Here is a 20,792-nt window from a genome sequence, read left to right as displayed (position 1 = left end):
ATTTTGACAAGAAAAATATTTTTAAATTAACTCTCGACTTTATAATATATCTTATGGCACTTTTTTGAATAATACTGTCAAATAAAAAGGAACTAAAATGTTTTCCAATGGTGAACGCGAAGCAAAAGTCCGTTATTCTAATAATGGATATGACATTGTGGAATATGGAACCTATACCATTTGTGCCGTTAGTGGGCAAAAAATCCCTATAGATGACTTAAAATATTGGAATCATCACCGTCAAGAGGCATATGCTAGTTGTGAAATTTCCTATCGCCGTGAACTTGAATGCAACCCACATCTCAAGCAATTGTTAAAAATACAAAAAGAATAGCCCCTTAAAAGCTATAAATTTAGCCTTTGCCTTTCTGATAAGAAAATTCACAGGAACGTTTTCTAAAGCGAGTTATAACCTCCTCAATGAGCATACGACAGAAATCTTTTTGAAAAAAATCGACTTCTACATCAAAAACAATAAGATTTTTCAAATCTTTTTGCGTATGAATTGTCTGTATACGGATATAATCTTTAGCCGTTGTTGCTAGCCATAAATTGTGCATTTGAGCTTTTTGTACAAGGCTTGTTAAATTTTTATGAGTGAAAAAATAGTGATCTGGATAGGTATAAGTTTGTGCCACATGACCAGACAATTCTTTAATGGATTGAAAAAATTTATCTGGATTGCCAATTCCTGCAAATGCTAAAAATGATTTTCCTGAAACCTCATCAGAAGCACTTGCCTTAAGATGAGCTCGATGCAAAGGCTTTCCAGTCTGGGCAACAAGAAAAGCAACATTATCACTCCCATCTGGATGACCAATTAATAAAACGCTATCCATAAAAGAAAATTGCGTTTTTAATGGAACACGTAAAGGTCCTGCTGGAAAGACAGCTCCATTACCCAAACCACGCATCGCATCAACAACAAGTAACGCATAATCCATATAAAGACGGCGGCTTTGAAAACCGTCATCCATTAAAATAAGATCACATCCCTCTTTTTTCAGCCGTTGTGCTGCATCATAACGATTAGGTGATACAGCTACCAAAGCATGCCGTGCAAGTAAAAGGGCTTCATCTCCAACATCGCGGGCAGTGTCATCTTTCTCATTTACAAGATGCACTCCTTTAACATCTCCACCATAACCACGTGATACAACACCAGGAACAAAACCAAGTTCTTTAGCCACTTTGGCAAAAGCAATAACAACTGGCGTTTTACCCGTACCACCGCAAGTAAAATTTCCAATACATAAAACCGGAAGATCAATTACGGGAGGCTGTCTTGCCATAAAACGATGTGCAAAATAACCATATCCCCATGAAATTGGAGCTAATAAAAAACGCAAAAAGCTTTTATTTTTCCACCAAAAATGAGGGGCGTTAATATGCATATCCACCCTGACGCTGACGTAAACCTGTTTGTATGACAAGGGGTTGTAAAAATGGATCTAAAATCTTTAATGTACGCTCAAGTGCACCTGCCATACCTGTTGCCACTTCATGAGCCTTATCAACCATTTCTTGTCGCAATGTTTCATTTATTAAAAGCTTATACACCTGAATCGCAAGCTGTTTTGTATCTTGAACCATATATGCTGCATCACACGTTAAAAATCGTTCGAACATCTCTTGAAAATTTGAAACATGAGGTCCCGTTAAAATAGCGGAATCCAGTAAAGCCAACTCCAATGGATTATGTCCCCCCTTTTCACATAACGACTTACCAACAAAAGAAACTTTCGATAAACGAAGAAAAAGCCCCATTTCTCCAATCGTATCTCCCCATAAAATGTCGGTATTCATATCTGGAATAGCATTTCTGCTTCTCCGAATAAAACATAAACTCTGATTGTCACATTTTTTGATAAGATCTTCTACACGTTCAGGATGACGAGGTACAATAATTGTCAATAAATCTGGCAAATAATTTTTAACAATCTTATGAACCTCAAAAGCTATCTCTTCTTCCCCTTCATGTGTTGAAATAGCGGCCCAAACTGGACGGTTACCGATAGCATTACGGTAACGTGCAAGCAATGCTTGATCTTCAACCAAAAAAACATCAGCCTTGAGATTACCAGAAAACGTAACAGATTTTACGCCAAGTGTATGGTAATAAACGACATCTCTTTCGTTCTGACTAATCGCCAAATCAATATCCTCAAAAATATGTTTGGCAAAAACGGCGCGCTTTTGCCACGCTTTAAAAGAACGTTCAGACATATGGGCATTAACCAGAATCTGCGGAATACGCATTTTGGCTAGTTCTTTAATACGCAGAGGCCAAATTTCTGATTCACAAACCAAAACGAGATCAGGCTTCCAATGACGAATAAAACGTCGCACGACAAAATCTAAGTCCAAAGGTGCATATTGATGAATCAACCGATTCCCAAAATGTTTTTTCACAAGAAAGGAAGATGTCACACTCCCCGTTGTCAATAGTATATTGATTTTTAATGATAAAATATGATTAATAAGTGGGAAAAGCGCTAATGTTTCTCCCACACTTGCTGCATGCAACCAAACTAATGAACCTTGAGGACGTAGAAGAGAGCTTTTACCTAAACGCTCTTTTTTGCGATACCACTCTTCTTTTCCACGAATAGCACGAAAAAACAAATAAAAAGGGATAACAGGATATAAGCAAAAGCCAATCATCCGATAGGTTAAAAGAGCCACATGTGCTTTTAATTCTACCATTTAACATCACCTCATCCTGCTGTTTTGAGATATCTATAGGCTTATTTTATTAAAAAATTCATCAACACTATTGGTTTACATCCATGTTTTTTAAGACTAACCGTATCTTGGATAAAAAAACATTTCTCCCATAAAAAAATTAACGATACCAAGAGAAAAGGAACATAATTTTATCCCCTTTTTCAAAAATTTTCCTATAAGGATGACATATACACATTCATAGCTATACTTTTTTTCTCAGATTTACAGGCATTTCACACGTTAATAATACTCAAACTTTCTCATAAACATAATATGCTGTACACTTTCTATTCCAATCACAATCATGTTACACTTACACTGTTTTGTAAATTCTATATTTGTCTTTGCACAATCAAGAAAAAATAGAGAAAAAATTTCTCAACTTGAGAACAAAAAAATTCCGAGGCAATACTGCTTATGTAAAAAAACGATAACAAATGAGTAACACGCGCCTTCGTGCCTTTGCAATTGTCATCTAAATCTATCTTATAAATAAAGGAATATACCTTATTGCTTTCACAATAAAAACCTGTGCAAACCATCTTGTCATCTGTAAATGCTATATTTTACCAAAGGCACTTAAACGTACCACCTCTTTTTTGAATTCTTTTAAGCACTCTGACATTGAATCTATAAACTTAATCACACGATATTTGTATAATTAGATAGTATATTGATGTATAATGATTTACCATTGCGTAACTTGCCCCTCAATTATTTACAGCCGCCTTATGTTGAAGCAATCAAAACCTTTTGCTTACGCACCACAGGTAGAGGAAATATAGATACAAACATACGGGGAAAAGGCATAGTAATGCCTCTTATGCCCTATCTCAAGTGCAAAAGTCTATTCTAATATTTTAACAAAATGTACAAAGGTGAAAACTTGCATTTTTGTTCATATTTTAAGCGTAAAAGGTAGTGATATATATGGACTTATCCCTTGCGCGAATACCATTATGAAATAGATTTGAGGCCTTGAGAAATATTTCCTTAGAAAATCATATAAGTTACAATAATAATAGCATTTTCTTCTATGGTATTCTATTTTTCTTAAATGACACACCTCTGAGAGAGCATGATAAATGAGTATAAGATAGCGGATATAATGACCAAATATTCAAACTTTATTCTGCATCGCCTGTTTCAGTATCAAAAAACTGATGCAAATCCACGATGTAATAACGTTGTAATGCATTATCTACACTGCTTTGCGCTTTTGCCTGCCATGCTTCTTGAGCGGATTGATAACTTGAAAAAATACCAACCACATCTAAATCATCGGGATTCTTAAATTGATTACTCTTAAGATTTTTTAATTCACCACCAAATACAAGGTGTAAATATTGTTTTTTTTCATTGGTTTTAGTCATATGTGCCTCCATATCATTCAGATAATTTTAGCGTGCTTTTATGTGATTAAACTAACTTTGCTTGATGAACAACATCTATCATATCCTGACAGCAATTATTTTTACCAGCAATTAAAAGTCCATATTGATAAGGTTCAACTCCATAAAATAATAAAGGGGCATCAAGTGATAAAAAACGCCCCCCACACTCCTGCAAAATAAGATCAGCCGCGGCAATATCCCATTCATGACAATTCGGACGAACTAATACGATATCGATCTCATCTTGAGCAACAAGAACAATACGATAAGCAAGAGAGGGAAGATACCGGTAAAGACTGACTCGGTTGCGAAAATCATCGGGTAATTTTTGTGCGAGCGATTTATCAAGAGAAATTTTATATTTTCGATGAGCCTGAAAGGCTAAACGAGGAAGTTTTATCTCATTTAATGTTGCTCCTCCCCCCGTGACAGCTGCATAAACATCTCCTTGAGCCGGACATTGTAGAACGCCCACAATAGGACGACCATTCTCGATAATAGCAACCGAAATACACCAATAAGGGCTTCCAGAAAGAAAACCTCGTGTTCCATCAATAGGATCAACCACAAAGGAACGGTCATAACTTTGTTGTTTTCTATTATCTTTTGTTTCTTCTGAAATCCATCCATAATTTGGACGTGCCCCAAGAAGCTTCTCTTTCAAAAAATGATCAACAGCAAAATCTGCCTCACTGACCGGTGAATTACCCTCTTTCATCCAAACATCCAAGGTGCATCCAAAATATCGCATTGCTAAATCTCCTGCCTCTCGACAAACCTCACGCAAAAGATTTAAATCAGAAGAATGATGCGTGTTATTTTCCTGCAAGTGTCATCCCTTCAATTAACAATGTTGGAGCCGCTGTCGCATAACGCCGATCAATATCATTGGCAGGTGTTAAATGTGCTAACATATGGAGCAAATCAGAACCCAGCGTTACTTCACTCACCGGATAAGCAATTTCACCATTTTCAATCCAAAAACCAGAAGCACCCCGACTATACTGACCGGTAACAAAATCAATGCCATGGCCGAATAATTCTGTCACATAAAATCCATTTCCTAAATCTTTTATCATATCACAAGGTGATACTAAACCCGGTTCAATAGCAAAATTTGTACTTGTCGGCTGCACTAATGACCCCGAACGCACACCGTGTCCATTTGTTTGAAGTCCCAATTCACGTGCTGTAGATGATGAAAGAAGCCAATTTTTTAAAATACCATTTTCAATAATATTGAGTGTTTGCCCCTCTACTCCTTCTCCATCAAAAGGATGAGAAGCATTTCCGCGTAATCGCAAAGGTTGATCGGTTACATTAACGTTAGACTTCATCACTGGCTTGCCTAAGAAGTCCTGTAAAAGACTCGTTTTACGAGCCACAGAAGCTCCATTGACCATAGAAGCGATATGCCCTGCAATTCCGCGAGCTGTACGTGGATTAAAAATAACATCAACGCCTCTTGTTGCAGCACGAACGGCCCCCACACGCTGAACAGCACCAAGCCCTGCATTCTTTCCCACAGTTTCTGCGTCCTCTAACTCAGAAAAATGTAAGGCTGTTGTGTAATCATAATCCCGCTCCATCTGTGTCCCTTCCCCCGCAAGAGCACTGCAAGAACGCGAGAAGTAACTGGAGCGATAGGCGCCACAAAAACCATCGCTGGTTACAAGAGTAAACCCACTACGGCCATACGCTGTTGTAGCACCACCAGAATTGCTTACGCCTTTCACATCAAGAGCTGCCGTTTCTGTTTTTAAAGCATCTTCTGTCAAAAAATGACTGTTTGGTACAAAATCATCAAAAAGATCAAGATCTTTAGGATGTTTAACCAAACATTCTTTATCTGCCAAACATTCAAATAAACTATCGGGAGAAGCTTTAGCCATTGCAACAGCACGTTCTGCGAGTTCGTGCGGATAAAACGCTAAATTAGCAGAAACACTTGCTACTTTTTTTCCAACAAAAACCCTTAGAGTAAAATCATTGCTCTCGGCTGCTTCTGTCGATTCGACTTTCCCAAAACGAACAGATACACTGGTGGAATGTGCATGAATAATAACAGCATCAGCAGCATCCGCCCCAGAACGCCTTGCCGCTTCAACCAATGAAACCGCTTTCTCAATCTGGTTCTTGTCAGTCATTCATAGACTCCCTAAAATACTTTATTATTTACATTGATAAGCACTCTGACAAATTCATACACATCAGAATAGAGTTTTTGTTTGTTCATTCATAAAATTATGCACGTCTTGTGCATTCTTTTTTTAATGCATTAAATCACTTCCCTTTTAGCTTCTTTATGAAAAGAGGTAATATGTCGTAAAATCTCTTTAGTTTCAAGGTTTTTCATGGGCCATTATCATTTTAAAAGCCCAATCTGAAACTCATAATCAGATCAATAGAAAACCTCGTAAATCAATAGAAGACTTAGCAATAACTCTTGGATTTAAGCCAAAATCTTCAAAAATTCAAAAAGCATAAAACAACCTAAACCACACACCTTTTGTCCTCTAGAGTGTCAAATAACTTTCCTCATTCCTATAACTTTCTTTAATTCTCAAGCAAAAATCAAGAAAATGACTTATCTTTTTGGATATTTTCTTACTTTTATAAGCTCTCTCATAAAAAAATAGCAATCTTGTCAATGAAATAAAATATCAACAGCCTAAAAAAATATGGTCTTTTCATTAAATTATTTCAACAAAATGAGCCGTCATAAACTTCTTTATCTATGATAAGTAATGTCATAAAGAACGTCTTTTTACATTTATCCAAAAAAATTACAATTGTAACATTTTTTCTAAAGTTTAGTGCATTTCGTTTAGAATCTTTCATCTTTTTAATAAAAAAATTATTTTATCAACTTTTATATATAAAATAAAATTCTGTAAAATCTTTAGGAAAAAATTAATCCCGTAAGATGATTTGACACGCAATGGCTAACTAAAAAGCTCATTGGTTTGTGATATACTCATAACTGATTTCATTTTAACAAGGCCATGATTTTTTCATCTTTTTAAAAGATCAACTTCTTTATGAAGACACATCAAATGGATTTATTTTCAGTAAGAGCACGTCTGCTCATTTCAATCATAGCCTCGCGAAGATGTAACTTAATTTTTGATCCAATAATCATTCCAAAGAAAGGAGAAAGTAAACCAGACATAGTTACAGTATGACGAATTTTGTTATTTGAAGAACCAGATTTCTTTGAACAAATATATTCATGATTAAAACTCATGCGTGTAAGAGGAAGTTTCGCATAATCAGAAAAACAAACATCTTTTATAATTTTATCAAGTGTAAAAGTTACTATTGGTCCTTTTTTAGGTTTCATGCGTCCTACAGCGCCTTCTTTAAAAGCACCAGAAAATTCTACCCATTCAAGTTCACTATCCCAGCAAGGCCATGTTGCTACGTCTTGCCACATAGACCAAATTTGCTCTGCACTTGCTTGTGTACTAATTTCTTCACTATAGGTCCATTTAAACATGATAATCTCCCCTTTTTTACAAAATCCGGTGTCTTTAGTGACAAAGAGTAATATATCAATTACTCTTAAAACTACATAACGATAAGATATTTAATCTTCTTAACACACAAATGTTCAGTATCAATGAATCTTATTGTCTACCTTAAACAAAAATATCTGTTTTTAAGTCCATACAATAACAAAGAGAGAATTTACACACTATTTAAGATATAAATGCAGACTGTATAGCTTAAAGCTTGCAACTGCTAATGAGAAGTTGATGATTAAGATATAGCTGAAAGAAATTAGACAAAAAAGATTATAACTATAGTCGTGAAATATATATTATATTGGAAAAAAACATTCATCTGTAATAAAGTTCATAATACACGAAAGCTTTGATAATGCGTTACACTTTTAATGTCTCTGAGATTAACAAATTAGCCCATAACTTACAAAAATGAGCAGCAATACATACTGCTAACTCAGGTACAATACTATTTACACCTCAAAGCAATTTTTTGCTGAATAGAAGATCAGATGACCTCTCTATATTCAAAGAGCGTATATCGTAAAAGGCACGCTCTTGAAGCTATCAAAAAACTTCAAAAAATAAGGGATCGAGATAAAAACATAATGAAAGTCAAATTAATCAATTCCTTTAACCTTAGAATCTTTTATTGATTTTCTGCTTTACCTTTAAAGAAACCATATAAAATGAAGGAAACTGTAAAGAAGTATTTTTTCGTCCTACTGGATAAAAAAGAACTTTCTCAAGATGCAAGCAATCGCAATTTATAAAGACGTATTGCTGTCTCACCATAAAAACGTTCATCATCGAGATAAAAAACGTCGGGTAAATGAATGATTGTATCTTTTTTTTCTTCAAGTATAAAGAGTGCATCCGCTTTTGCCCATCCCCCTCGCAAAGCTTCTACAAAAGCCCGTTCACCTAAACAACGGCTATAGGGAGGATCAGCAAAGATAACATCAAATGGAAGCATTGTTCCAATCTTACCAAGTTTGGTTGCATCACGACGCAAAATCCGTCCGATCGACTGTAATTCAAAGGCTTCGATATTTTTTTGAAGTAACCCGCGCCCCTCAACCGAGTTTTCAACAAAAACAGCAGCTTTTGCTCCACGTGAAAGAGCTTCAATACCTAAAGCACCAGTACCAGCAAACAGATCAAGGATGCGTTTATTGGTCCAAAACTGTGCTTCACGGCTAGAAAGAATATTAAAAAGGCTTTCTCGCGTACGATCACTCGTTGGACGAATCGACTGATCAACAGGCGAAAACAAAACACGCCCCGCAAATTTACCGCCGATGATCCGCACGCGGACCTCCAAATCTCTTCAAAGTTTTTGCACCATCTTGATGTGATTTAGATTTTTTCAGAGCACCACTAAACGATTTTACCTTTTTCTTTCTCTCAAAAAAACACTCATCACGACCACCTCTTATCATTTTCTCTTTATCCTTAGAAAAGTGATCTTTCTTATCAAATACACGCGTCTCATCGTAAGATGTCTTGCCACGTTTTTGAATAAAACACTCCCCCTTTTCTTTCTTCAAGTGATTGTCTTTTAATTTTTCTTTGCCTCGATGAAAGGATTTTCTACCAGCCAAATCGCTTTTACGATCATGAGATTTCTCCTCACTATAGGGTAGCTTCCTCCGTGCACTTTGCGGACGTGCACCAGGAGCCATCCAAACATTTGCACGGCGAGAACGCGGTAGAAAACGCTCCGCTTTTCCTTCCTCATTTTTTTCTTTATTCTCATTCTCATAAGGCTTTGTTCTTGACCGTACGCAACCATGCTTAACAGAACGATCTCTCGTGCTGCGCCGTATCGCTCTTTCACTTGAGAAAACCCAACCATCATTAGCAACAGAAACATCCTTGTGTCTTTGCTTTTCCGCAACAACTGCAGAATTTGAAAAAGGTTTCAGAATAGGAGCATCAAAATCGGCATTGGCCTGCATAATCAAACGCTCTCCCAATTGATCCCGTAACATCCGCCCCTTTAACTCTTGTACGGCTCCTTCCTCTAAATCAGAGAGATGAAATGGGCCATAAGAGACACGGATTAAACGATTAACGGATAACCCCAATGCCCCTAACACATTCTTTATTTCACGATTTTTTCCTTCTCGCAAAGCGACAGAAAGCCATATATTAGACCCTTGTTCCCGTTCAATTGAGGCTTCAATCGAACCATAAAAAATACCATTAATTGCAATACCATTTTTAAGGTTATCCAGTACGCTCTGCTTTACTCTTCCATGAGCACGAACGCGGTATTTGCGTACCCATCCCGTTACAGGAAGCTCTAATATGCGCGCTAAGCCACCATCATTGGTTAAGAGCAAAAGCCCTTCTGTGTTAATATCAAGCCTTCCAACAGAAAGAACGCGCGGCATTCCTTTCGGTAAATGACTAAATACTGTAGGTCTACCTTCCGGATCACGGTTCGTGGTGACAAGCCCTGCTGGTTTATGGTAAAGCCATAAACGCGTTCGTTCTATAGGAGGTAAAGGTTTGCCATCAACTTTAATAACATCAGAGCGGCTAACATTAAAAGCAGGTGTTGTCACAACTATACCATTCACAGAAACACGACCTGCAACAATCATCATTTCTGCATCTCGACGCGAGGCAACGCCCGCACGCGCTAACCTTTTAGCAATCCGTTCACTCTCATTATTTTCATTCATTTGCGTTTCAAACCAATTTTTCCCAGTATGTTCAGAAAATTATTCATATGCACCATACCGCTTATCCTGAAAGAGGAAGTAGCACAATCATTTATCTTTTTCTATCCTTTAACAACGATAATGTATCCATTGACTTGCAGGTTTGTTTTAAACATTTAAAAAATAAAGATATTCCTTTCATTTATTATAAAAGCGTAATAAATTATCCATTTCATAGCATTCCTTATCGAGAAATCTTTAAATTCTCTATACCGTCAGTAGAAAAAACATTATGACTTTAACGCCTATGGAAATAGCCCTTTTGGAAGCGCAGTGGGCTGCAAAAAAAGATGAAGTTCCCGTAGGTGCTGTCATTACACATGGAAAAGCTATCATCGCACGTGCTGGTAATTTTATAAAATCTGCCTATGACCCTACAGGACATGCAGAAATGCGTGCAATCCGTATGGCTTGCGAAATATTGCAAAATGAAAGGCTTTCTGATTGTGATCTTTACGTAACACTTGAACCTTGTGCCATGTGTGCTGCTGCCATTTCATTTGCACGCATACGACGTCTGTATTATGCAACAAATGATCCCAAAGTAGGAGCTATAGAAAATGGGCCACGTTTCTATCAGCAACCAACCTGTCACCACAAACCTGAAATTTATTCTGGTTTTAAAGAAACAGAAGCTGCTCAATTACTGAAAGATTTTTTTATACAAAAGCGATGCTAAAAACAATTCTTTATCCATAGCTTTCACTCTTTAGAAACTATTCTATTCCTTAAAAAATATGATTAATCCTTCTAATATAGCGAAAGCTTTTTTGAAGTATTTTCCTCTAACACTTTTTTAACACTGCATAGTGCTTCTATTAGATTGATTCATTCATTTATAAAATATAAAGTCTAAAAGATCGTAGAATACACTCATTTCAAATCTGTTTATGGTGAATCAATAAAAATCTCTTTTTTCACATCACAAAGTGAATTATCTTCTAGATAAAAAACGTTTTAGAAAAGACTAAAAATATCCCTTATAAAGATATTCAAACGCAAAGGCTATTCAACATTAAAGACTAGTAAATACAATGATGATACCCAGTGCTCCTTCATAAGCATAAAGATGGTTGTACACAATGGGTTTTACGTTATATCCTCAAAACAAGCGACGCTGTGAAATGGGTTCGAAAACCTTGATAGATATTTCTTGTGAGGAAAGCACAGCACCACTTTCTTGAAGCTATTGCCATATTGCTATTTCATGCAAATACTCCCCTACCGCAAAGGGAAAGCTCTGAGTGGACGAGGGACTTGGTCTTATAAGTAATAAGAAGAATATCTCACATATTTTAATATTTTTCCTTTTCCCTAGCGAGTAATAGGAGCAGTCTTTGCCGGTTGGCGATAACTTAAAGGCGGTTCCGTGAGATAGCGACGGTATTTTGGACTTCCAACTTGTGCTCTTTGACGACGTAAATATTCTTGCCGTTGTTTAGCCTTCAACTGTGAAGGATTTTCTGAACTAACGCCATTAACTGAAGATCCTTTGTGAGGAAAAGAATGACTTTCTTGATGCTGTTTTGATGCTGCGCCTTTATTGACAGATCTATCTTGTTGTGGCACCGGCAAAAATCGACGTGCACTAGGACTTGGTATCACAAGTTCTGGGCGAGGTTTTATAACAATCTTACTGCTGTTATTTACTGGTGTTAATGAAGCAATATTAGCAACATCTTCAAAAAACTGTATCGAAACCGGTTTATTTGTCCCATAAGTGGGAGCAGATAAATTACATCCCGCTAAAACAAAGCATATACCTAAAATTCCTGTTGGAAATATTTTTACTTCACGTTTTCTCACTGCTTATTCCATTTCCCAAGTATATGGCTGATTAATATTCCCGCTATTTATGAGAGAATGGTCCATACACAAAATTTCCCCCCCTGCAGATAAAACAACGGAATTTACTCTCTACCATAAAAAACGATATTCATCAATATGGGAAATCTCCTTGCGTTTCTTTTCCTTGATCTCAAACTTTAAATCTTGCCAAGAATTTTTAATTCTCGCAAAGCAGCTGCATCACGAGCAGAGACATCAGGATAAGCTGGATCACTCCCAACATCCTGTGTATAACGCCATGACCTAGCACATTTTTTCCCCAACGCCTTCTCTGGATATACACCAACACCTTCAACATCATTCAAAGTAAAAGCATCAGAAGGTATTGGATCCTGCACAATTGTGAGAGCACTGGTGATACAGATTTCTGCCATATCTACATTTTCTAATGCCTCTCGTAGAACAGGATTGGAAATAAAAACAATAGGAGCTGCTTCTAACGAGGATCCAATACGCTTATCAGCACGCTCAAGCTCTAAAGCTCCTGTCACAACTTTACGGACCTGCCGAATTTTTTTCCAATGCTCAGCTAAAGATTCGTTTTGCCATTCTTCTGGTACAAAACGAAACTGTTCTAAATGTACCGATTGGCTTTCTGGATAACGCTCTAACCAAGCTTCCTCCATCGTAAAAGGTAACATGGGAGCAAGCCATATCACCATTCGCTCAAAAATCTCACGAACAACCTGCAAAGAGGCCTTCCGTTTTTGTGATGAAGGCGCATCGCAATAAAGAGAATCTTTGCGGATATCAAAATAAAATGCCGATAATTCAATGATTGAAAAATCTAATAATGCACGCATAATTTTTTTAAAATCAAATTCATCGTAAGCGTGATTAATCAATTGATCAAGTTCAAAAAGCCGATGTAATATAAATTTTTCAAGATCTGGTAGTGCACAATAAGGTATTTCTTCTCCTTCATCGTAGGCTAAAGTTCCAAGCATCCAACGAATTGCATTGCGTAGTTTACGATATGAATCCACATTGGTTTGAAGGATTTTTTTGCCTAAACGCTGATCTTCCCAATAATCAGTTGTCATGACCCAGAGACGAAAAATATCAGCTCCAGATGTTTTAATGATCTCTTGGGGAACCACCGTATTGCCTAAGGATTTAGACATTTTCTTACCATTCTCATCCAAAGTAAAACCATGTGTGATCACTGTCTTATAGGGAGAACAAGCACGCGTACCACAGCTTTCCAATAGAGAAGATTGGAACCATCCACGATGTTGATCTGAACCTTCAAAATAAACATCTGCAGGCCATTTTAAATCAGCCCGATCTTCCAATACAAAGCTATGACTTGCTCCAGAATCAAACCAAACATCAAGAATATCATAAACCTGGACCCAAGGCTCATGCGCACGATCCCCTAAAAAACGTTCACGAGCTCCTTCAGCAAACCATGCATCTGCCCCTTCTGCTGCAAAAGCCTGTAAAATACGTTCATTTACATGCTGATCTTTGAGAACAACACCATCCTCATTAGCAAAAATACAAATAGGAACGCCCCAAGAGCGTTGACGAGAAAGAACCCAATCAGGACGATCTGCTATCATAGAAGATAAACGGTTTTGACCAGAAGATGGAACAAAACGCGTCTTCGAAATAGCTTCCAAAGCCCGACTGCGTAAAGTTGAACTGTCTCCCAAGTCTTTATCCATTGAAATAAACCATTGTGGTGTATTACGGAAAATGACCGGCTTTTTTGAACGCCAACTGTGAGGATAGGAATGCTTTAAACGCCCCCGTGCAAACAGCCTATCTGCTTTTATGAGAGCGTTAATAACCTCTTTATTGGCATCACCCATTTTGCCATGATCATCAATAACACGTGCAGGTCCCCCTTCACGATCCGGTCCCAAACCCGGAACATCTCTCGTATAGAAACCCGCATCATCAACAGGAAAGGGTATTGATGTATCAATCCCCGCTTGCTCTAATAAGAGCCTATAATCATTCCAAATTTCAAAGTCCTCACGCCCATGGCTTGGTGCTGTATGGACAAAACCTGTCCCCGCACTCTCTGTCACATGGGCGCCATCAAGCAGCGCAATCTTATAATTATACGCTCCAGCCAAACCTTTGAGCGGATGAGAAAGAACAAGAGCTTTCAATTCGTCAGCAGAAATAGCACGCAAACGTTTTAAAACAAGTTTGGCTTTTTCTGCACAGCTCATGGCTAGAGCGTCTGCAAAGAGAAGCTTTTCTCCCACTTGAGGACCAAAATCATTTTCAGCACTTTCAACTTCGTAAAGACCATAAGAAATTTGCGAAGAATAACTCACGGCGCGATTGCCTGGAATTGTCCATGGTGTTGTTGTCCAAATAACGACATAAGCACCATATAAATCATCAGAGCTTGCTTCAAAAATCGGAAACTTAACCCAAATCATCTCTGATTCATGATCATGATATTCAATCTCTGCCTCTGCCAAAGCTGTACGTTCCACAACAGACCACATCACCGGCTTAGAACCACGATAAATCTGATCTGACATCGCAAATTTTATCAATTCACTCGCAATGCGTGCTTCTGCTTGAAAAGCCATTGTGGTATAAGGCGCCTTAAAATCTCCCACGACACCAAGGCGTTTAAATTCTTCACTTTGAATGGTTACCCAATGTTGTGCAAATTCACGGCATTCTTGACGAAACTCATTAAGAGGAACCTCGTCCTTATTTTTCCCTTGTGCGCGATATTTTTCTTCAATTTTCCATTCAATTGGAAGCCCATGGCAATCCCAACCGGGGACATAATTTGCATTAAATCCCCGCATTTGAAATGAACGGACAACGACATCCTTTAGAACTTTGTTTAAAGCATGCCCGATATGAATATGGCCATTTGCATAAGGGGGGCCATCATGAAGAATATAAAATGGACGATCTTTTGCTTGTTGGCGCAATTGTGCATAAAGCCCTATATTTTCCCAATGCGCCATTAACTCAAGCTCTTTTTGCGGAAGCCCTGCACGCATAGGGAAATTTGTCTGTGGGAGATAAAGAGTTTTTGAATAATCTATTGTTTCATTTTTCACAGTCATTGTGAAATATTCCTGTCCACTTTTACGATTTCATTTTTGCATAACTTCCCTGAACTCTGCAACTCTGGTTTTTATCTATAGGGAAAGCCGAGCTTATCATTCGTTAAACAGCGATCAAGAAAATATATCATCACACTTTATGGGCTTTATCATGAAATTTGCAAAAAAAGAAACTAAAAAAATAAGCTTAAAAAAATAAAGGCTCCACCGATAGTGGAGCCTCTTTTAAAATTTACTCTTATAAAATAGATTAGAATTTATAAGCTACACCAACGCGAAAATCATTGGTTTTGTAGTTAATTTCAAATTTTTCCTTTGCAAATTTCTTTTTACCAAAATCGGAGTAACGGTATTCTGCACGCACAATCACATTATCCAACACAGAGAAATCAACGCCACCACCAAGAGTGTAACCAATCATGGTTTTAGTTTCATCGGTTAAGTTCCTAGAAGAAACAACGCTTCCATCCTCATCCTTAACAGATACTGATACAGTGTCTTGAAACTGACCATAAGCAATACCACCCGCAAGATAAGGCATAAAACGATCAGCAGCAAAACCAATACGTACCCGTGTAGCACCACCCCAATTCTGCTTGAAAGTATGATTTAAAGTTTCAACTTCATCTCCTTGTTCAAAACCAAGTTCAGAAGCCATCTTTTTTATTTGCTCTATACCATATACGCTGGTATCGTTCTTATCCACTGCTTGTTGACTTTGTACTCCATGAGGACGGGAAGTATGTGGATGAGCACTATGTGAACCGTGTGGGTTAGCGCTAGAGCCATGCCCAGCTGCGTGAGACGCACCATGCGGATTAAAATGTCCACTACCATGGGAAGAACTATGATGAGCTCCATGCGCTCCGCTTGTTCCAGAGGAAGTTTTTGTCTCTGTTCCATTGGATGATCCTGATCTCGAGAGTACAAGAGTTCCGCTCGGCACTGTTCTTGCTACTAATGATGATTGTCCTGATGTAGATGCTTTTACTGCTGGCTGACTTGTTTCTGATTTTGTTGATGGTACAGAAGAGACTGGCGCTTTTTCAACCGCTCTAGCAGATCCTGCTTCTGCAGATTTTGCAGACATAGCTGCTCCACTTGTCCCTACTTTTGATGCCCGACTTCCTGTATCTGATTTTACCGATGAAGACGATGATAACTGCCCTGATACTCCTGTACCTGCTGATTTATTTGTTCCCGTTAACACTGATTCTGTTTGTGATCTTCTCACTGGGGAAGAAGAAAGTGTTGCTGGAGATGATGGCGTTAATGATGATGTTCCGGCTTGTGGTTTTGTCACTGAGCTGGAGGAAGTTGTTTGAGCTAATGCGTTAGGTGCCCCCACTGTAGATGCTCCTGTTGCGGGTTTTGATGGCTCAGCAGACTTTACTGCTTGAGTCCCTATTGTTGTTGTTCCTGAATCCGCGTTTTTTCCTGAAACGACTTTTGGCTCTTGTGTCTGCGTTGTTTGTGATGAAGTTTCTGCTGATCTACGGGATCTTCCCACTGCATTTTCTACTATAACGTTATCAGCTGCACTTATGGTAATGGTCTTTGTGTGTTTTTTTCCAGACAACATTAAATCCGTATCAACGCCAAAAATAAAGTTATCACCTAGATCAATATTAGATCCTCCATAAAAACCACCAGCAAAACCTGAAAGTTTAGGAGAGAACTCTTTATCCAGTGGAAAACTCTTTTCTTGACCGACAAGAGCCATATCAGCCTTGCTCGAAAAGCCACCAGCCTGAACACCTAAATAAAGCCCCGTCCATGAAAAAGTGGGCGCAACAATAGTAGAAGAAGGAGTCGATGGTGCTGTCTGATGAGGAATCAGTACATCAGCAGCTAGCGCTGTGGATGCTGAAATTAAAGAAAAAATAGATGCCGTTATTAAACGTTTTGTATTCATAAAATCTCTCCAAATATCCAAAATGAAATGTATATAGAGCATCTTTTTTGAAAGATCTGTAGCAAAAATGACACACTCACAAAAAAATAAAGAAATTATGAAAACAAGGCTTCTTAACTATTTAATTTTGCACTTAATAAAAATTTATCAACTAAATCATACTAAAATTATGTGTCTTAAAGTTGGATTCATTTTCATTCAATTTTCGTATAACTGTTAATGATCATATTTTTTATAATTTTCTTTTATCGAAATCTCACTAACAGTATTCTGCATACAACAGAATATTGCTTATCATTGAGAAATCAATGCCAGTGCAAATAGTAAAAAAACAATCATTGGCTTTTTTACCCAAGGACCATCAAAATTTCATCTATTTACTAACATGGTCTATCTTTGATGTTTTATTTGTATCTGAAATCACAAAAAACAAAAACGCAAAAAACGTGTCTGACTTTTTATGCTTGACGGCACTCCAGAAAATACTGGAATAACTGGCATCAAGAGAAATCATGCTCCCTGAAAGCTTGACATTCACTGTCCAATCGGAAAGCTGTTCATTCATGACAATAAATTGATTTATAATGATAATTTACTGTTTTATATGTTGAATGAGAATTTCAAATATCGTAAGATTCTCTTATTTCAAATCTGTTTATCTTAAATCAATAAAAACCATTTTCTTGCACGTCAAAAGCGAGGCTAGCGTGTAGGAAAAACTATATAAGAAAAGGCTAAAATAGCTCTTATGAACCGTCTTAATGCAAGGCCTGGCAACATTGGGAGCTAGAAAATATAACGATGGTGCCAGCTTATAAAACTATACAAAGGTTGTGCAAAAACACGACCATAGTCCAAACCCACATAAGGGCGACGTTTTCCCAAAAACTTTTTTAAGAACCCCGTTGTTGTTGTGCCACAGAATGGTACGCAGCATCAAATCATTCCGACTAAAAAAAACGTTATTACCAAAAAGCAAACTCTCACGCGTGCCACGAACATTGGAAGCCCCCAAAGATATCTGCTCTGTCGCTAATAAATTATGCGGTGAATATTGACCACTCAAAAGATTGCTCAATATGAAGTCAAAGCCCCTTACCTTAAAAGGCGTCATGACACTGATTGTACCGGTAAATTTGGCAAATTGAGGCTCTGCATCCCCCGCTCCTGGCGCATGTTTCTTGACTGAATGAAAAAAGGGAAGTCCTTGCAAATAACTGGCATCAAAAGTCCAAGTTCCCCCTAACATCTGGCGCGAATGCGAAATCCCAAAATTGGCAACACTATATTGACGACTCCCCACTTCAATCTTATTCCCAAGAAGGTAATTGTTGGTTCTTTTGTAGGAAAGCCCTAAATTCAAAGTTGTCAAGGAAACACTATCGCGGTGGAGAACCCTGCTTATACTGGCGTGTAACTCACTGGAATCCCCTGTCGTCTCAATATCTGTAAAATTGCCTTGGATAATGCTTTGGTAATTATAAACAGTGCCATTTAAACCAAAGGTCCAATAACCGTACGGAATACTTACACTTGCTGAAATGTTATTGCTGTGGCCCTCTTGCTTGCTTCCACCCCAATAATCTGTTTGACTCCGTTGATAACCAAAATCCCACGCATCATTCATCCCTAAAATATTTTCTAGCTTTAAACCCGCATGATAACGTGCATAACCCGTTGAGGATTGTCCTAAATTATCATGGGAAACAGTCACTTTGAAAGCTTTACCAGGTTGATTGCTAATATTCACAATGGTGCTCCCCTATTCACGCCCTGGTAAGAGTTCACTTTTAGCATGCCCTGAAATCAGCCTGTTGATTTGATCAAGCCCCTGTTCAATATCACGCATATTGAGAATATGCCCTTCCAAACCCGGAAAAGCACTCCACACAACATAATTGTAAGGAGAAGCCGGTGAACCATTGTAATAAATATCCGAAAGCTTCCCCTCAACAACAACAAACTTTAGCGTCTTACTGTTTTTGATGTCTTGATCAGGAATATAAAAACGCGCTGTGACATAGCCTTTATCTAAATAAACCGTGGTCAATTGCTTGATCAAGAGCTGGATATCGACAAGACCTATACATTTTCCAACATAAGGATCTGTTACTGCTGTTATGGAGCGCTTTTTTATATGCATGACCCCATCAACAATAATAGCATGAATGGTAAAGCAGTATCCACTCCCCAAAAGTGCTCTCTGCTTTCCTTCAGAAGGCGTTGTAATGCTTTTAGGCGTTAAGGCGCTTGAATAAGAATATTTCTCATCTTATAAAAAGCAAAAATTTAAAAAAATACACAAGCCATTTATAGAAAATTATAGCTATAAAAATTGATAGATAAAACTGACAAAAATAGAGGGCATTTTTAAGCTATCGATTTGAAAAAAATATTTAAGAAGTGCATAAGTTAATTGACAATAAAACAGCATAGTAACGGACTATATGTCATGTTTTCTAGCACCAGCAACTCTTATAGAGGCTTAATGGGAAATTTAAATCACGACAATGATTTCGCTATGAAAACTATATCAAAAAACACTAAAATGCCTTCCAACATAGTAAATAAAACTATACCTGTTAATAAACAAGAGTCTGCAAAAATACCAATTTACGAATGAAACCCTTACTTTTTATGGCATTACTTTACACCACTTTCGTGCCTTAAGTGATTTTGGTTATATCAAGGCTGATGATCTAGGTGGTTATATTGAAAAGAAGAAAACTATCTTATAATGATAATTACTGAGAGTATGATTATGCTCGTGTTTATGATAATGTAAAAATACATCTTTATTCTAAATTCTGTGGTCAAGTTTAAGGAAATCCTGAAGTCTACGTAAAGTTAAGATTTCTAGATATACCGAGATTTGTAGATTAACCTATATTTGCGAAAATACGAGAATCCCTGAAGACATCCCTCCTCTTTCTACAATAAAAACAAATATTTAAGAACAAAAGTGTGATTTCGCTATAGGGAAATTGCACATGAAATAAAAAACAATAATGATAAATTTATAATTGCTACTATAGCAAAAAATATGTTTTTTCTTATGACGAACTTCAAAAAACTATGATGAACACTTGTATTGGTAATAAAAGTGCCGAAAACATCTCTTTTGAAGAGATTTGCTATTTTTCTTTTTATTGCCAATGCGTACGACTTTAATCCTCTAACTAAAAAAATCTACAAGCTCTCTCCCCAAAGCGGTGGCATGATCCCTTTCTTTTCTATCGGCAGATGGGGTAAGAACATTAAATCTAAACTTGAATTTGATCGCATAGCCTCTCTAAATTTACCAAAAGATAGAGAGAACTCATTCTGATGTACAATAGGCAATATTTCATACCAAGTAATTAATAAGAGATGTATTATAGTTGTTGGTATTGAGCATCGTAAAGAAACACCAGCAATAGCTAAAAACTTTCTTAAAGATCTTAATGGATTTTTTAATTGGGTAATTATTTATGAGCACTGTGTTATAAGTTTAAATGAAGAAGCCTTGTCGTGAAATAATATAATCATAAAAAATGGAGAATGATCCAAAATAAAATCACTGCATAGTTTTATTTTGTATAAGAAATTGTATGTTATAAACATAGATAAAATGTTGA

The 20,792-nt window shown here is 37.3% G+C and carries 13 protein-coding genes and 1 pseudogene; 2 read left to right on the top strand and 12 right to left on the bottom strand.

Features of this window, described 5'->3' with window-relative positions; all coding sequences use genetic code 11:
- Positions 1 to 97 precede the first annotated feature (97 nt).
- On the top strand, positions 98 to 334 hold the full coding sequence (locus PVV59_RS03855) for a DUF2093 domain-containing protein (RefSeq protein ID WP_273754681.1): 237 nt from the start codon (positions 98 to 100) through the stop codon (positions 332 to 334).
- A gap of 19 nt (positions 335 to 353) precedes the next feature.
- Here the strand turns inward: PVV59_RS03855 and lpxK are convergent, their stop codons facing one another.
- From lpxK to PVV59_RS03815, 8 genes are all read right to left on the bottom strand, one after another.
- A complete protein-coding gene (gene lpxK / locus PVV59_RS03850; RefSeq protein WP_273754680.1) occupies positions 354 to 1,394 on the bottom strand; it encodes a tetraacyldisaccharide 4'-kinase in 1,041 nt (346 codons plus the stop codon).
- Entirely contained in the window at positions 1,384 to 2,706 is a 1,323-nt protein-coding gene (gene waaA / locus PVV59_RS03845; protein ID WP_273754679.1) for a lipid IV(A) 3-deoxy-D-manno-octulosonic acid transferase, read from the bottom strand. The genes lpxK and waaA overlap by 11 nt, the downstream gene beginning before the upstream one ends.
- Positions 2,707 to 3,854: 1,148 nt before the next feature.
- Positions 3,855 to 4,100: a DUF4170 domain-containing protein gene (locus PVV59_RS03840; protein ID WP_273754677.1), complete on the bottom strand. Its 246-nt coding sequence runs from the start codon at positions 4,098 to 4,100 to the stop codon at positions 3,855 to 3,857.
- A gap of 46 nt (positions 4,101 to 4,146) precedes the next feature.
- Positions 4,147 to 4,950, bottom strand: a complete 804-nt coding sequence (locus PVV59_RS03835; RefSeq protein WP_273754676.1) for a 3'(2'),5'-bisphosphate nucleotidase CysQ — start codon at positions 4,948 to 4,950, stop codon at positions 4,147 to 4,149.
- Complete coding sequence (locus PVV59_RS03830; protein WP_273754675.1) at positions 4,937 to 6,268, bottom strand: TldD/PmbA family protein; 1,332 nt, start codon at positions 6,266 to 6,268, stop codon at positions 4,937 to 4,939. The genes PVV59_RS03835 and PVV59_RS03830 overlap by 14 nt, the downstream gene beginning before the upstream one ends.
- 905 nt (positions 6,269 to 7,173) lie before the next feature.
- Positions 7,174 to 7,620, bottom strand: a complete 447-nt coding sequence (locus PVV59_RS03825; RefSeq protein WP_273754673.1) for a hypothetical protein — start codon at positions 7,618 to 7,620, stop codon at positions 7,174 to 7,176.
- 752 nt (positions 7,621 to 8,372) lie between these two features.
- Positions 8,373 to 8,939, bottom strand: coding sequence for a 16S rRNA (guanine(966)-N(2))-methyltransferase RsmD (gene rsmD, locus PVV59_RS03820; protein ID WP_273754672.1), 567 nt, complete (start codon positions 8,937 to 8,939; stop codon positions 8,373 to 8,375).
- Entirely contained in the window at positions 8,920 to 10,320 is a 1,401-nt protein-coding gene (locus PVV59_RS03815) for a pseudouridine synthase (RefSeq protein ID WP_273754671.1), read from the bottom strand. Before PVV59_RS03815 ends, rsmD begins: the two co-directional genes overlap by 20 nt.
- A 271-nt stretch (positions 10,321 to 10,591) precedes the next feature.
- On the opposite strand from PVV59_RS03815, the gene PVV59_RS03810 reads away from it, so the two are divergent.
- Positions 10,592 to 11,038, top strand: a complete 447-nt coding sequence (locus tag PVV59_RS03810) for a nucleoside deaminase (protein WP_273754670.1) — start codon at positions 10,592 to 10,594, stop codon at positions 11,036 to 11,038.
- 635 nt (positions 11,039 to 11,673) lie between these two features.
- Here PVV59_RS03810 and PVV59_RS03805 read toward each other — a convergent pair.
- The 4 genes and pseudogenes from PVV59_RS03805 to PVV59_RS03790 form a co-directional block, all read right to left on the bottom strand.
- On the bottom strand, positions 11,674 to 12,165 hold the full coding sequence (locus PVV59_RS03805; RefSeq protein ID WP_273754669.1) for a hypothetical protein: 492 nt from the start codon (positions 12,163 to 12,165) through the stop codon (positions 11,674 to 11,676).
- A 179-nt stretch (positions 12,166 to 12,344) separates the two neighbouring features.
- Positions 12,345 to 15,260, bottom strand: a complete 2,916-nt coding sequence (gene ileS, locus PVV59_RS03800; protein ID WP_273754667.1) for an isoleucine--tRNA ligase — start codon at positions 15,258 to 15,260, stop codon at positions 12,345 to 12,347.
- Positions 15,261 to 15,510: 250 nt separating this feature from the next.
- Entirely contained in the window at positions 15,511 to 17,175 is a 1,665-nt protein-coding gene (locus PVV59_RS03795) for an outer membrane beta-barrel protein (protein WP_273754666.1), read from the bottom strand.
- 816 nt (positions 17,176 to 17,991) lie between these two features.
- Positions 17,992 to 19,426, bottom strand: a pseudogene (locus tag PVV59_RS03790) (ShlB/FhaC/HecB family hemolysin secretion/activation protein); the annotation flags it as partial.
- Positions 19,427 to 20,792: the final 1,366 nt, after the last annotated feature.

The organism is Bartonella sp. MM73XJBT.G (genome assembly GCF_028618435.1).
Lineage (GTDB): Bacteria > Pseudomonadota > Alphaproteobacteria > Rhizobiales > Rhizobiaceae > Bartonella.
The sequence above is the reverse complement of the archived record's forward strand: the minus strand, read 5'-3'. Positions and strand labels throughout refer to the sequence as shown.

Bases quoted from the DNA above. Each gene is read 5' to 3' on its own strand.
- PVV59_RS03815 (WP_273754671.1), bottom strand. From the start codon at position 10,320: ATGAATGAAAATAATGAGAGTGAACGGATTGCTAAAAGGTTAGCGCGT.
- PVV59_RS03795 (WP_273754666.1), bottom strand. From the start codon at position 17,175: ATGAATACAAAACGTTTAATAACGGCATCTATTTTTTCTTTAATTTCA.
- lpxK (WP_273754680.1), bottom strand. From the start codon at position 1,394: ATGCATATTAACGCCCCTCATTTTTGGTGGAAAAATAAAAGCTTTTTG.
- PVV59_RS03840 (WP_273754677.1), bottom strand. From the start codon at position 4,100: ATGACTAAAACCAATGAAAAAAAACAATATTTACACCTTGTATTTGGT.
- PVV59_RS03830 (WP_273754675.1), bottom strand. From the start codon at position 6,268: ATGACTGACAAGAACCAGATTGAGAAAGCGGTTTCATTGGTTGAAGCG.
- PVV59_RS03810 (WP_273754670.1), top strand. From the start codon at position 10,592: ATGACTTTAACGCCTATGGAAATAGCCCTTTTGGAAGCGCAGTGGGCT.
- PVV59_RS03825 (WP_273754673.1), bottom strand. From the start codon at position 7,620: ATGTTTAAATGGACCTATAGTGAAGAAATTAGTACACAAGCAAGTGCA.
- PVV59_RS03855 (WP_273754681.1), top strand. From the start codon at position 98: ATGTTTTCCAATGGTGAACGCGAAGCAAAAGTCCGTTATTCTAATAAT.
- waaA (WP_273754679.1), bottom strand. From the start codon at position 2,706: ATGGTAGAATTAAAAGCACATGTGGCTCTTTTAACCTATCGGATGATT.
- ileS (WP_273754667.1), bottom strand. From the start codon at position 15,260: ATGACTGTGAAAAATGAAACAATAGATTATTCAAAAACTCTTTATCTC.